Annotated in this window: 14 protein-coding genes; 13 read left to right on the top strand and 1 reads right to left on the bottom strand. The window is 58.3% G+C overall.

The genetic code is table 11. From position 1 onward, the window contains the following. Positions 1–175 precede the first annotated feature (175 nt). Entirely contained in the window at positions 176–559 is a 384-nt protein-coding gene (locus tag VI215_05585) for a response regulator (GenBank protein ID HEY6191783.1), read from the top strand. Positions 560–563: 4 nt separating this feature from the next. Here VI215_05585 and VI215_05580 read toward each other — a convergent pair whose 3' ends face one another. Then, entirely contained in the window at positions 564–2282 is a 1719-nt protein-coding gene (locus VI215_05580; GenBank protein HEY6191782.1) for a universal stress protein, read from the bottom strand. A 167-nt stretch (positions 2283–2449) separates the two neighbouring features. Here VI215_05580 and VI215_05575 point away from each other — a divergent pair, with 167 nt between their 5' ends. From VI215_05575 to VI215_05520, 12 genes are all read left to right on the top strand, one after another. Continuing rightward, on the top strand, positions 2450–4306 hold the full coding sequence (locus VI215_05575) for an ATP-binding protein (GenBank protein HEY6191781.1): 1857 nt from the start codon (positions 2450–2452) through the stop codon (positions 4304–4306). Next, positions 4303–5628: a sigma-54 dependent transcriptional regulator gene (locus VI215_05570; GenBank protein HEY6191780.1), complete on the top strand. Its 1326-nt coding sequence runs from the start codon at positions 4303–4305 to the stop codon at positions 5626–5628. Before VI215_05575 ends, VI215_05570 begins: the two co-directional genes overlap by 4 nt. Positions 5629–5973: 345 nt before the next feature. Then, positions 5974–6336 (top strand): STAS domain-containing protein, encoded by a 363-nt coding sequence (locus VI215_05565; protein ID HEY6191779.1) that lies wholly within the window; start codon positions 5974–5976, stop codon positions 6334–6336. Positions 6337–6373: 37 nt separating this feature from the next. Continuing rightward, a complete protein-coding gene (locus tag VI215_05560) occupies positions 6374–7156 on the top strand; it encodes a MotA/TolQ/ExbB proton channel family protein (GenBank protein HEY6191778.1) in 783 nt (260 codons plus the stop codon). Between the two features lie 19 nt (positions 7157–7175). After that, positions 7176–7640, top strand: coding sequence for a biopolymer transporter ExbD (locus tag VI215_05555; GenBank protein ID HEY6191777.1), 465 nt, complete (start codon positions 7176–7178; stop codon positions 7638–7640). Between the two features lie 12 nt (positions 7641–7652). Further along, positions 7653–8153, top strand: coding sequence for a biopolymer transporter ExbD (locus tag VI215_05550; protein HEY6191776.1), 501 nt, complete (start codon positions 7653–7655; stop codon positions 8151–8153). 20 nt (positions 8154–8173) lie between these two features. Next, the gene (locus VI215_05545; GenBank protein HEY6191775.1) at positions 8174–8899 is read left to right on the top strand and encodes an energy transducer TonB; all 726 of its coding nucleotides are present in this window, start codon (positions 8174–8176) and stop codon (positions 8897–8899) included. Positions 8900–8948: 49 nt separating this feature from the next. Continuing rightward, positions 8949–9194 carry a hypothetical protein gene (locus VI215_05540; GenBank protein HEY6191774.1) on the top strand — a complete coding sequence of 82 codons (246 nt, stop codon included), beginning with the start codon at positions 8949–8951 and terminating at the stop codon, positions 9192–9194. Further along, complete coding sequence (locus VI215_05535; protein ID HEY6191773.1) at positions 9187–10122, top strand: substrate-binding domain-containing protein; 936 nt, start codon at positions 9187–9189, stop codon at positions 10120–10122. The genes VI215_05540 and VI215_05535 overlap by 8 nt, the downstream gene beginning before the upstream one ends. Beyond that, positions 10119–11666, top strand: coding sequence for a tetratricopeptide repeat protein (locus VI215_05530; protein ID HEY6191772.1), 1548 nt, complete (start codon positions 10119–10121; stop codon positions 11664–11666). Before VI215_05535 ends, VI215_05530 begins: the two co-directional genes overlap by 4 nt. 222 nt (positions 11667–11888) lie before the next feature. Then, positions 11889–14057: a sodium-translocating pyrophosphatase gene (locus VI215_05525; GenBank protein HEY6191771.1), complete on the top strand. Its 2169-nt coding sequence runs from the start codon at positions 11889–11891 to the stop codon at positions 14055–14057. 13 nt (positions 14058–14070) lie between these two features. Continuing rightward, positions 14071–14423 (top strand): MGMT family protein (locus VI215_05520; GenBank protein HEY6191770.1); only part of this gene is annotated, 353 nt, incomplete at its 3' end.

Genomic DNA, 14423 nt, shown 5'->3' with positions numbered 1-14423 from the left:
GTAGCGGCGCAGAGCGCCGCAAACTGCGTTCCCACGCAGAGCGTGGGAACGAGAAGATCCTTCGGTCGCTCCGCTCCCTCAGGATGACAAGGAGCGTCCTCCCATCCACTTGATTCTTGCCTCTGCATTACCTATATTTCGAGCGAATTTTGGTGATCCGGGGAATGAGCTGAGGATGGCGGAGAAAAAGTCCAAGAAAATATTGCTCGTCGACGATGAGGCTGGGTTCGCGGAGCTCCTCCGCGACCTCCTTGAAATGGACAGCTACGAAGTCATGCTGGCCCACGACGGGCAGGAGGGACTCGAGAAACTCGAAAAGTTTTCCCCCGATGTGATCATCTCCGATATTGTCATGCCCCGCCTGAGCGGTTTCGAATTATTCAAGCGGGTGAAGGCGCAACCCTCGTATGCATCGATCCCCTTTCTCTTCATCACGGGATTTCAGGACGACCGCGTGCTCGCGGAGGCGCGCAAGGTGGGGGTGTTTGGAATTCTTCGCAAGCCGGTTGATATCGAGCAGATCGAGGCCCGGCTCAGAGAATTAATCGGTTCGAGGTAACTCCCTACGTTCTGTAAATCGCGAGCTGGATCTCATCCGGCAGCAAGGCCGACACGGTCTTGATCACATCCCCCCTTAACGCCTTATCCACCAGGGAACGCTGCGTCGCGCCGAGGATGAGGCGATCGACGCCAAGCGTGGCCGCCTGCTCCGCGATCGTATAACCCACCTCCGGTGAGAGCACCGTGATTGTCCGGTAGGGCAACCGGTACTCCCTGCAGATTCTGTCGATCCATTCATAGTCGCCGAACGACTCAGCGGGGATGATTTCCGGAAGGAGGCCCGAAATCGCGACCTGCTTGATCTGGAGGACGAACAGGAACGCCTTCCTCACCTGAGAATCCTCGCACGCCTGCCTGAGAAGCTTTTCACCCGGCCCCCGCACCGCCACCATCACTTTTGAAGTGATCGGAGAGAACTCCATCTTCGCCGTGGCCGGGGAAATAGGCGCAGTAGCCGGGACCGGGACCGGCTCCGAGACGATGCGCTGCCGCCTCGCAAATTCCCGCGCGATAAGGCCGGCCACGAGGACGCTCGAAGCAAAGATGACAGCCTTGGTTTTCTCGAGGGCGATCGTGGACTCGACCAGGAAGAGAATTCCGGCGGAAAATATCATGAAGACGCGCGTCGGGGTCGGCAACTTGAGCGACATGTCCGTGCCGGTCGAGGCGATGTTGATGAGAATCGCCCCCACCACGCCGATGGCGTAGAGTTCGGACAGCGTAATCACATCATGAACGAGCAGCAGGACGACGATCGGCGCGAGGGTGGCGACTGCAAGGGGGATCATCGGGACCCCGAATTTATTGAGCAGCCTGAGCGAGCGGGGAAGTTCCCGGTCGACCGACATGAGAAACTGGATCGAGATCAGGTCGTTGATGGCTGTATTGCCGGCCGATACCAGCAAAAGTCCGAGAAGGAGGCCGATGATGGGGCCGAACCAGTTTCCGATATAGAACTCTCCGAGATACCGGATCATCTCTTCTTTGTGCTCGACCGGGTCGAGGTGGGGGATCGCGAGCATCGCCAGCCCCAGGACGATGGTTGCGATGCTGATTTTTGCGAGAACGCTGAGGATCGCCTTGCGCGAGCTCCGGGTCGGATCCTTCATCACCCCGGTCATGTTCGAGATCGCCTCGATCCCCGAGATCGAGAGGATGATCGCCACGAAAGACCCCCAGTTTTTCATGACGCCCCCCGGCTCCGGCACGAGCACAATATGGCGGGTCGCAGCGGGAAACGTCACCGCGACCAGGGTCATGAGCCCCGCGAGGGTCGCGAAGGAAATGACAATGGCCACGCTCCCGGCGTGCCGGGGCCCGAACCAGTTCAGCGAGCCGATTCCCAGGATGATCGCAATGGCCCACAACTCGGGATTCTGGAGAGCCAGGTAGTGGCAGGCGTCGAGCACCGAGAGGGAAGCCGTCACGACATAATCCGCGCTCAGCAACAACGCCCCGATGACCGCAAAGGTGCGCGAGCGGTGACTCACCGAGCTGTACACCCCTCCGCCGCCGGGATACAGCCTGCAGATGGTGATGTAATTCACAGAGATGAGCGCCGTGAACACCAGCATCATCATCAGATGCCACCCGCTGAAGTAACCGGCGCGGTAGAAGGCTATCCCGAGGACGTAGCAAATGCTGGTGCCCCAATCGCCGTCGAGGATTGCAGCGCTGCGTAACCAGCCTATAACGCGCGGACGGCTGGTCGAGAGTTCCATAGAGTATGATGAATTGGGGTGTTTTCGGGCGAAATGATGCACATGATACCAAGAAATTCGGCGAGAGTCAACCGGTTGAATTTGCACCGCTTTCTCAATATATTCTCGTATGGTAGATTCTTCGTCGCTTCGCTCCTCAGAATGACATCGGGGAGAGTGGAGTAAGTATGCAGGTACCCTTCTTTCGAAGCCTCAGATTTAAGGTCGGAATCGGCTACGTCGTGCTGCTGGCGATCAATGTCGCGGTGACGGTCTGGGCGATCTATAATTTCAAGCGGCTGACTGACGCGCTCGACTCGATTCTCGGCGAAACCTACCCGAATATCGTGGCGGTCGAGAAAATGGCCAGCTCGATCGAGCGGCATGAGCATGCGCTCTCCTCGATCCTGAACCTGGATATCGAGAACGGGAGGACCGAGTTCAGCGACGCCAAGAACGACTTTTACAGGTGGTTCCAACGGACCGACGAAAACCGGGCCCTCCCGGAGGCAGGGCCGATCCTGGACAACATCCGGTCGACCTACGACGGATATCTGATCGTCACCGACTCGCTGATCGCGCTCGCGGACAACGGGCAGTTCAAAGAGGCGAAGGCGTTTTATGCCAGCATCGTCCGCCCCTTCTCCCAGCGGTTGTCCGACAACTGTTTCTGGCTGATCGAAGATAACCAGAAAGAGATGGAGAAAGTCGAACGGCAGGCCCGCACGACCTCGCACGAGGCCGCGATCGCCGTCCTTGTCGCCTCCCTGCTCGCGGTCGCGCTCAGCGTCGTCACCGTGTGGCAGTTCACCAAGCGGATCATCCTGCCGGCCGAACGCCTGACGGAAACCGTGCACAAGATCGGGAGGGGGCGCCTCGACCTCAAGATCGACATACAAACCAACGACGAGGTCGGAGAACTGAGCCGCGAGTTCAACAAGATGACGGAGCGATTGCGGAGGTTCGAAGAGCTGAATATTGAAGAAATTTTGTCGGAAAAGCAGAAGTCGGAGACCATCGTCGAGAGCATCGCCGATGCGATCATCGTGTGCGACTCCGATTCGAACGTGCAGCTGATCAACCACTCGGCGGAAATTCTCCTCGGAGTCGCCGAGCGCGATCTCATCGGCAAGCGTGTCGCCGACTCGATCACCGACGCGAGACTCCTGGGGGTCCTTCAGAACCCGGGCGGATCGTCATTGTTGAGCATGCCCTACCTGCAGTTCGAGATCTCCGGCCGGACCGTCTACCTGCGGCCCCGGGTCTCGGAGATCCCCTCCAAGTACGGGAACCGGAACGGGGTGGTGCTGATCCTTCAGGACGTCACGCAATTCAAGGAGCTCGACAAGATGAAATCCGATTTCATGGGGGCCGTATCCCATGAATTCCGCACCCCGCTCACTTCGATCAACATGAGCGTCGATATCATGCGGCAGCACCTTGTGGGGCCGTTGACCGACGCGCAGGAAGAACTGCTGATCAGCTCGAAGCAAGACTGCGAACGGCTCACGAAACTCGTCCGCGAACTGCTTCAATTGTCGAAGCTCGAATCGGGGAAGATCGAGATGCGGGAGGACATCGTGGACATACGCAAGGTCATCGAGACGACCCTCCAACCCCTCCATCTGCCGTTCAGGGAGAAGGGGGTCGAACTGAAATGTTCCGTCGACGAGGATGTTCCGAGCCTGATCGGCGAGGAACAGCAGTTCTCCTGGGTCATCTCAAACCTCGTGACCAATGCGCTCCGGTATACCAACCCCGGGGGCTCGGTAGGAGTGAGCGCGCGCGCGGAGGGCGACGACGTGCTGATCCGGGTCGAGGACACCGGGCGCGGGATCGCGCCGGAACATCTCGAGAAGATTTTCGACAAGTTCGTGCAGGTCAAGCAGTCGGCGGATTCCACGCCGGGAAGCGTCGGGCTGGGCCTCGCGATCGCGAAAGAAATCGTCGAGATGTACGGCGGCAAGATCTGGGTGCAGAGCGAACTGAACAAAGGGACGAAATTTTATTTCAGGCTTCCGGCGTCGCAGGTGCACACAGCATGAGCGACAGGGGACGGGTGCTGGTCGTCGACGATGAACCGAACATCCTCAAGACGCTCACGATCGGTTTGGAAGCGGTCGATTTCCGCGTGGACGGGTTCGGAAACCCGTGTGACGCCCTCGACCAGCTCGAAGACGGCAAGTATGACATCGCGTTCATCGACCTCAAGATGGAGCCGATCGACGGGATGCAAGTCCTCAAAGAAATCCGCAAAAGATCCCCCGGAACGACCTCGGTGATTATCACGGCCCACGGCTCCGTCGACAGCGCGGTGGAAGCGATCAAGAACGGCGCGTTCGATTTCCTCCAAAAACCGTTCGACCTGAAGGAAGTACAGATTTTTGCGGGGAAAGTCCTCGAGCATCACAGGCTTCAGGAGGAGGTTATCAGCCTCCGGCGGCTTCTGGCGCGGCCGGGCGCAGGCACCTCCATCATCACCAGAAACCCGGTCATGCGGGAGAGGCTCGAGCTCGCGGAACAGGTCGCGGACAGCCTGCTGTCCGTCCTCATCGAAGGAGAAAGCGGGACGGGCAAGGAGCTCGTCGCCCAGTTGATCCACGAACGGAGCAGCCGGCGCGACAAACCGTTCGTCAAAGTGAACTGCGGCGCTCTCCCCGAGAATCTTCTTGAAAGCGAGCTCTTCGGGCATGTCCGGGGCGCCTTCACGGGCGCCCACAAGGACCGCAAGGGACGTTTTGAGCTTGCCGACGGCGGAACGGTCTTTCTTGACGAAGTGGGAGAGATCCCTCAATCATCGCAGGTGAAGCTCCTCCGTTTTCTCGAACATCGTGAGTTCGAGCGTGTGGGGGAGAGCGTGACACGCAAGGTGGACGTGAGAGTTCTTGCAGCGACCAACAGAAACCTCGCCGCTTCGATCCGGGAGGGAAGCTTCCGCGAAGACTTGTATTACCGTCTTAACGCCGTCCGGATTTCCCTGCCGCCCCTCCGCGAGCGGCCCGAAGATATTCTTCTTCTCATCCATCACTTCCTCGGGAAGTATTCCGGGGGAAGGGAAATCGGCGTCTCTCCGGAGACCGTCCGTTGCCTGACGAGTTACTCGTGGCCCGGAAACGTGAGGGAACTCGAGAATGTCGTGGAGCGATCGGCGCTCCTCGCCCGGGACGGCATGATTGAAATTTCCCACCTCCCTCCCGAGCTGAACGCGCCTGCAGGGCACGGGGCCGGTTTGCTCTCGCTCGCCGAGACGGAGCGCGCGCACATAGCGAAGGTGCTCCGGCTGACGGGCGACTTCGAAGAGGCGGCGCGCATCCTGGAAATCGACCCGGCCACACTGTGGCGTAAGCGGAAGAAATACGGCCTCTGACCGGCTCTTCATTGCAATTTGCAATGCTTGTAACGTGTTTCTTCACATCGATATAGGCAACATGGATCATTTTTAGTCCAACCTGCCGTGCAATCCGCAACGCACCCGGGTCCGCCGATCCTCCCTTAAGCTCCGACCGCCCCAATCTAGCAATCCTAAGCCCCTTCCCCGGTACGATTCTGGCATCGACTTTGCATTAATAATTGTTAGTGCAGGTTCCCCTGTCAGAATCACGGTTCCCGGGTTGTTCCGGTCCTCCCCAAAACGGATCGTTTTTCCGGAACATGAGCATCGGAGCCCGAGTTAAACTGATGAGGGGCAAACGTATCCCTCTTGAGGCCTCGAATGTCGATTAGAGTGCGGACGGTTCAGAGCGGAACGATAGCGATCATCGAAGTGAGGGGATCGCTCGTCGGCGACGGCGATACGGATCTCCTCCGCGAAGCGGTGGCCGATTTTATCGAGCAGGGGATAAAGTCTCTTGTCATCAACCTTCAGAGAGTCACGTACATCAACAGCTCCGGGATCGGCTCGATCATCGCCGCTCACGCCACCTATGTGAAGAATGGCGGAGAAGTAAAGCTCTCGGGCATCAGCAACAGCGTGCAGAACCTTCTTGTTGTGACCAAGCTGATCGATGTGTTCGACGTCTACGAGACGGTCGATGAGGCCGTCCAGAGTTTTCGTAAAATTAAATCTGTAACGTAATCCCACACACTACCACTAATCCAGAGGAGCCATACTCATGAAACAATCCACATTCGTCGTCATACTGGTCGTCGGGGCGCTCGCCGCCTCGATGGTGATCTATATGTTTATTCTCGGCAATCCCGGGAATTTCAGCGACGGAGCGAACAAGGAAAAGCCCACGAACCTGATGGGACAGGTCTACACAGGGGGGGTGATCGTTCCCATCCTGATCACGCTTTCCATTATGGTGGTCACGTTCGTCGTCGAGCGGGCGCTCTCGCTCCGCAGGGCCCAGGGCAGGGGATCGCTGGCGACCTTTCTGAAAAACGTTCAGCGCAGCCTCGCCACGGGAGATACCGAGGCGGCGATCCAGGCATGCGACCAGCAACGCGGTTCCATGGCAAACATCATCCGGGCGGGCCTCGAACGGTGGCAGAATATGACGCGTGACGCCAAAGGGATGGAGGCGGAAAAACAGATGGCCGAGGTCCAGCGCTCCATCGAAGAGGCGACCGCGCTCGAAATGCCGATTCTTGAGAAGAATCTCATCGCAATGTCGACGATCGCGTCCATCGCGACGATGTTCGGACTCTTGGGAACGGTGATCGGGATGATCCGCGCGTTCCGCGCGCTCGCAGCCCAGGGCGGAGCTCCCGACGCGATCCAGCTGTCGATCGGTATCTCCGAAGCGCTCATTAACACGGCGCTCGGGCTCTTTGCGGCGATCGTGGGAATCGTCGCGTACAACTTTTTCGTCAACAAGGTGGATAATTTCACCTATATGATCGACGAAGCCAGCTACGACGTGGTGCAGACACTGACCACCCGGGCAAAGTAATCCTGAAAGGATAACCCCGATGCCAAGAATAAAGAAAGCAAGGGTTTCCGTCAAGATCGACATGACCCCGATGGTGGATGTCGCGTTTCTGCTCCTGACATTCTTCATGCTGACGACCCAGTTCCGGCCGCCCGAGGAGGTGCAGATCGTGCTCCCCGCTTCGCACTCCGCGTTCAAGCTGCCCGAGTCGAACGTCATGCTGATTACCATCAGCAAGGACGACCGGATTTTTCTCGGATTCGACTCGCCCCGGATGATGGAGCGAGTCTTCGGCGAGGCGAACAAGCTTCGGCGAAGCATGGAGGTCACGGTAAAGGAACTGGCCAACCTGCTCGTTCAGGCCAGGATTGCGAATCCGCGCCTCTACACTGTCGTCAAGGGCGACAAGGAAGCGGAGTTCGGGATCACCGAAGACGTGATGGATGTCCTTCAAAAAACGAATATCACGAGGTTCAATCTCGTCACCGAATTGAAAAAAGACTAAAGGAACCACGCTATGGCTGGAATGGATGCTGGCTCGGCCCCGCGGGGGCACGAGAAAAAACGAAAAAAGCATAAGAAACAACGGCGCCTGGGGGTCAGGATCGATATGACCCCCATGGTGGACGTTGCGTTTCTCTTATTGACTTTTTTTATGCTCACGACGACCATGAACCGTCCGCAGACCATGGAAATCAACCTCCCTCCTTCAGAGACGAAGGTCGAAGTTCAGCAGAGCAACCTGTTGACTCTTCTGGTGAAGGAGGACGGGTCGATTTACTGGAATGTCGGGGCGGAGACGCCTGCGAAGGTTGACTTCAAGAATCTTCGGTCGCTCATGGTGGAAAAAAACAGCGCAAACCCCAGGCTGATTACACTGATCAAGGTCGACCGGAAGGGAAAATACCACTTCATGGTCGATATCATGGATGAGCTGAATCTCGCGAACGTCACGCGCTTCAGCCTCGCGCCGATGCTGGATGCGGACAAGCAGCTCCTGCAGAAAGCGACTTCATAGGTGAGAAAGGAGAGATACAAATGAGCGCAAAAGCAGTGGCAGCAACCGCAGCCTACGGGATGCGCGAACTCAGGGGACTCTACAGAAAATACGGAACGTACGCGCTGAGCTCCGCCATACTGCTCCATTTTTTCCTGATCGGAGGATACTATCTCTACCAGTACCTCTCCGCGGATGAGGAGCCAACCATGATGGTGAGGATCATGAAGTATAGCGAGCTCGGTCCTCCCCCCTCGATCACGAATACGGAGGCTGCGCCCCAGGTTCAGGTGAGCGTCCCTGTCGCGAAGCCGACAGTCGGCGTCCCGGTGCCTGTTCCCGACGCGGAAGTAAGCCCCGAGCAGACGATCGCGACTCAGAAGGAGCTTTCTGAGGCGCCGGCGCCGGTTGTCTCGTCAGGAGCCGGCGGAGGCGGAGTGGCAGTACAGCAGGATATCAAGATCGAGGACGAAGAACCGCCCGATTTTGTGCCTGTCGAGAAGCTGCCCGTGCCGATCAAGATCGTTCAGCCCGAGTATCCGGAGCTTGCGCGGCGCGCGGGGCTCGAAGGGACGGTGCAGGTGAAGTGTTGGGTGGATAAAGAGGGAAAAGTCAAGAAGGTCGTCCTGCTCAAGGCCGATCCCGAAGTGTTCGCCCAGCCGGCAATCGATGCGGCATATAAATGGGTGTTTACTCCGGCGATCATGAACAACGGGCCTGTCGCGGTATGGACCTCGGTTCCGTTCCGGTTCAGGCTCAACAAGTAGGCCGGAGAGATACCATTCCATAGAGGTGTACGTTGGAGCGGTGACGGACATGACTCAAAGCATTCGCCGGAGCAGCCAGGAAGTCGTGGCGCAGTTGATCTTTCGGATTATCAGCTTCGTCACCGCCGGCCTTATTCTCGTTGTCGGGATCTTTATCCTGGCAGGTCCGATGGTCCCCTCCTACGTTCCGTCGAACTATCGGATCATCCTCGGATGTGTGATGATCCTGTATGGCTCGTACAGAATCGTAATGATTTGGATGAAACAGCGAAATGCGCGGAGAGAACTTGAATAGGTATCTCCTGGTAGGGTGGTGTCTCACGCCGGTCCTGGCGCTGGCTTCGCTTGCCTGCCAGCCGGAGCGGAAGGAGACGCCGACGAAGGGCCACGCCATTGTGATTACGTCCGAATCGGTATCGCCTCTGATCGATTCGGAAAAGGCGAAGTTCGAGGAGCTCTATCCGGACGCGAAAGTAACGCTCGAGATCGCGCATGCGCGGGAGGCGATCGCCCGGCTCTTCAACGACACGATCAAGGTCATCATTTCCTCGCGCGCCCTCAATGCGCAGGAGCGCGAGGTCGCCCGAAAGGCGAACCTGGAAATCGCGGAGTATAAAATTGCCATCGACGCGATCGCAATCATCGTCAATCCCGCCAATCCCGTCGACCGGCTCCGCACGACTCAGCTGGACAGCATCCTCACCGGCGCCATCACCTCCTGGAAGGAGGTCGGCGGCGCCTCATCGGCCCGGATTGAGCTCTGTTTCCCCAGCCGGAATTCGGGCACGTTCGAGACAATCGGCGAGAAGCTCCTTCGGGGAAGCGAACCCGCGAAGCCCGAAGCCGTGACGGCGACGTCGGGCGAGATGGTGGATTTCATTGCGGGCCATCCCAACGCGATCGGCATGCTGGGGTTGAACTGGGTAAGCACGAACAAGGAGAAGGTGAAGGTGCTCGAACTGGCGGATCCGAATGCCCCGGATTCGACCGGAACGAAAGGAAAATACTTCCAACCGCACCAGGCGTATGTCTTTCAGGGGTTTTACCCTCTTACCCGCGAAATTTATTTCTATTCCCGCGCAGACATGTACAGCGTCGGAATCGGTTTTGTGTCATTCGTCACATCCGCACCCGGACAAAAGATTGTTCTTAATAGTGGACTGGTTCCGGCAACCATGCCGGTCCGGCTTGTTCAACTAACGAGCGAAGGTCAAAGACAGTGAAAAGAAAACTAAACATAACGTTCCTGATGTTGCTTCTCGCCCTCATGTCCGCCCCGAAGGGGCTTGCCGAAGACAAAATGAAGGCGGGGAAGGCAGCGCTCGAACGGAAGGACTACCTCGCTGCCATTTCCGCGTTTCGTGATGCCGTCAACGACGATAAAAAGAACCTCGAAGGCTATCTCCTCCTCGCGACCGCCCTCATCAAGGCCGATTCTCTCGAGCCCGCCTCGGTCGTGCTGTTCCAGGCCCGGGAAGTGGACACCTCCAGCGCCCAGATTTATGAACTCCTGGGCGACGTCTATGCAGCGCAGAAAATCGTTGCGGCGGCGGCCGACCAGTACAAAAACGCCGTCCAGCATGACAGTACGAAGGCGGGATTATGGCTGAAGCTTGCCGACGCGAACAAACGTTCCAGGTTGTACGCCGACGCGGCCGGAGCCTATTCGCATGTGCTCGCCCTCGATTCGACCAACGTCGTCGCGCTGAGGAATCTCGGCGACATCTACCTCCGCGCGAAGCAGAAATTGTACGCGAACGCGCTCCCCATTTTCGAACGCCTCTCGCGGCTCCAGCCGGACTCCCTCGCGGTCCAGACCCAGTACGCCCGCGCCCTCTACGGGACGAACAACTGTGAAAAGTTCATCCCGGTGGGCGAGAAGGTGCTGAAGATGGATCCGGCCCAGAACGAAGTTCAGACGATGATGGCGGATTGCTATAACCGGACGGGGAGAATCGACTCGGCCATCAGCGCGTACAGAAACGTCAACCTGGACCAGCTCAGCGTCGATAAATTGATCACACTCGCGTCGGCCTACAAGACGAAACAGAGCTATGACAGCGCGGCGAGCGTGTATCAACGCGCGTTCAGGAAAGATTCGGCCCGTTGCGACATACCGTATAATTACGGGACGATCTTCATGGCGCTGAAGAAGTGGAGGGATGCGGTCGGGATGTTCCAGCGGAAAATCGCCTGCGATACCTCGGCCGGGTATCAGTTCGCGTCCCGGTATAACGCGGCGGTGTCGCTGATGCAGATCAAGGAGTACAAGGAATCGCTCGAGTACATCAAGAAAAGCATCACATACCGGCCGGACTATGTCCAGGCGTGGGTCACCCTCGCGCGCTGCTACGCCCTCCTGCACGCCGGGGACGAATCGGTCGCATCGTACAGGAACGACGAGTTTGAGGCCTACAGAAAAGTGATCGAGCTGTCCCTTGCCGCGAATAACGAGGAAGAGGGGAAGTACAATAAGGAACTCGTCGAATCGTACATCGCGATCGGCGTCGGGTATCTGACGGATGCCGGGAAGAGCAAGGATCCGAAGGTGAACGGGCCCATCTATGCGAAGGCTGCGGAAAACCTGAAACAGGCCCTGAAGCTCGATCCGAAGAACTGCCAGGCGCTCCTCTGGGCGGCAGAATCGTATCAGAACAGCAATAACAAGGACGAGGCAAAGCGGTTCTACCATAAGGTGATGGATACCTGCCCGAAATCAAAGGAAGCCGAGGACGCGGCGAAATACATCAAGCTGCTGGGAGAGTAGCCTGCCGGTCCCGGATATTCGACTTTCTCATATATTTTCGTTATCTTAGCGCCCACCTTCCGAAGAAACTGAGCCCTTCAGGCTTTCTTCAACAGGTACGTACTCATTGAATTGACGGGGGAATCCCTGCCCGCCGAGCCGGGCAGGAGGAGGAGGTGTCTCCACATGGCACCCCCCTTCGGCAAACCATATTCGGAAACTTGAAAGGATCGGCAGGCCTCTATGGAATTGTCACTCATTTTCGGAATCAGCATTATCGGGTTGCTCTTCGCCCTCTACCTCATCCGTGACGTCCTCAGGAGAGACACCGGGACCGAACGGATGCGCGAAATCTCCAACGCGATCAAGCAGGGGGCGGAAGCTTTCCTCCGAAGGCAAAACAGAACGATCGCATTCCTCGCGGTCGCCCTCGCCTGCCTGATCTACATCCTCTACGCGTTCGTCCGGGCGCACAACGAGCACGATCCCGCGAGCACCGGAGACCTGGCGCTGTGGACCACGCTCTCCTTCATCTTCGGAGCCACCTGCTCCGTCGCCGCGGGGTATATGGGAATGTGGGTCGCGATCCGAAGCAATATCCGGACGGCGTCCGCCGCCCGTACGAGCATGAACGACGCGCTCCAGACTTCCCTTCGCGGAGGCGCGGTCTCGGGCTTCTTCGTCGTCGCCCTGAGTCTCCTCGGTGTCGCGGGCCTCTTCACGCTCGTCAAAGGGCTCGGAGTGACCGACGATATTACGAAGATCCCCCTCCTGATCGTCGGGTACGGCTTCGGCGCAAGTTTTGTCGCCCTCTTCGCCCAGCTGGGCGGCGGAATTTATACGAAGGCGGCCGATGTCGGAGCAGATCTCGTCGGAAAAGTGGAGGCAGGCATTCCGGAAGACGATCCCCGGAACCCTGCCGTGATCGCGGATCTTGTGGGTGATAACGTCGGCGATTGCGCCGGCCGCGGTGCGGACCTGTTCGAATCGACCGCTGCGGAAAATATCGGCGCGATGATCCTCGCCGCGGGCCTCTATCGCGCAAACACCGCCTACTTCGACGCCAATCATCTCTCTCTCCTGGGAGTCATTCTGTTCCCGCTCGTCGCGCGCGCGTTCGGAATCATCGCCTCCATAGTCGGGATCATGTCCGTCCGGGCGAAGGAGAACGAAGACCCGATGCACGCCCTCAACCGGGGATTCTTCATCACCGCCGTGCTGGCGATGGCCGGATTTTTCTTCGCGTCGAGATGGCTTCTCGGAGCGGACTTTTATTTTAACTTCTTCCTCTGCGGAATCATCGGGGTCCTCACCTCTGTCGCGTTCGTCTATATCACGCAATACTATACCGAATACCGGTACCGCCCGGTGCAATCGATCGCAGAAGCGTCTCAAACCGGCCCTGCCACCAACATCATCGCCGGCGTGGCAGTCGGAATGGAATCCACCGGATATCCGATCCTCGTGATCAGCGCGGCCATCGTGGGAGCATATTTCCTCGGTTCCCATTCGGGCCTCACAAGCGGAGGATTGTTCGGAACGGCGGTCGCGACGATGGGGATGCTCGGGACCGCGGCGTACATCCTCGCCATGGACACCTTCGGCCCGATCACGGACAACGCGGGCGGCATCGTCGAGATGAGCCAGCAGCCGCACGAGATCCGCGAGCGGACGGACCGGCTCGATTCGGTCGGGAATACGACCAAGGCCCTCACAAAAGGGTATGCGGTCGGATCGGCAGCGCTCGCAGCCTTCCTTCTGTTCGGCGCGTACATCGATGAAGTCAGGAACTACATGCCCTCGTTCGAGCCCGTCATCAACCTCAACAAGCCCGAGGTCTTCGTGGGCGCCATGCTGGGTTCGGTTCTCGTCTATCTTTTTTCCTCCCTCGCGATCAAGGCGGTGGGGAAGGCGGCTTACGCGATCATCAACAACGTCCGTGAACAATTCAAGAACAATCCCGGGATCATGCAGGGGACCTCGAAGCCTGATTACGGACAATGCGTCGATATCGCGACGAAGGCGGCCCTCCGGAAGATGGTTCTCCCGGGACTGCTCGTTGTCGGCATGACGGTCGGTGTGGGTGTGGTGTTCCGCTGGATTTATTACGCGGGCGGCCAGTCCGCCACCGGCGCGAGCGGGGCGGAAGTCGTGGGCGGATTCCTGATGGCAGGAACGATCACCGGAATCCTGATGGCCCTTTTCCTGAATAACGGGGGAGGCGCCTGGGACAACGCGAAAAAATACATCGAAACCGGCGCTTACGGCGGAAAAAAGTCGGAACCGCATAAGGCCGCCGTAGTCGGGGACACCGTCGGCGACCCGTTCAAGGATACGGCCGGCCCGTCGCTGCACGTTTTGATCAAGCTTCTCTCCACGATCACACTGGTTCTGGCCCCGTTGTTTATCTGATTCACCCGGCAGCTTGAATAGAACCAAGCAGGGGCCTTCCCCGCAATCGGTCCGGGACACGATGATCCGCGAGGTCGTGTCCCAAATCCCCCGCGGAAAAGTCGCCACCTACGGCGAAATTGCCCGCCTGAGCGGATTCATCGGTCAGGCACGACTCGTCGGGCACGCTCTCCGGAATCTTCCACCCAATTCCCGTATTCCCTGGCAGCGCGTCATCAACTCCCAGGGGAGAATTTCCTTGCCCCGGGAGGGGGGACACTATCGGAGGCAAGAGCGGCTGCTTGAGAAGGAGGGGGTCCGGTTTCAGAAGGGGAAAATCGACCTCGACCGGTACGGGTGGATCCGTGCCATGAAACTTCCCCGGGC

The organism is Bacteroidota bacterium, assembly GCA_036522515.1.
Taxonomy (GTDB): domain Bacteria; phylum Bacteroidota; class Ignavibacteria; order UBA10030; family SZUA-254; genus VBOC01.
Note: the sequence above shows the minus strand (reverse complement) of the source record. Positions and strands in the feature narration are given on the sequence as shown.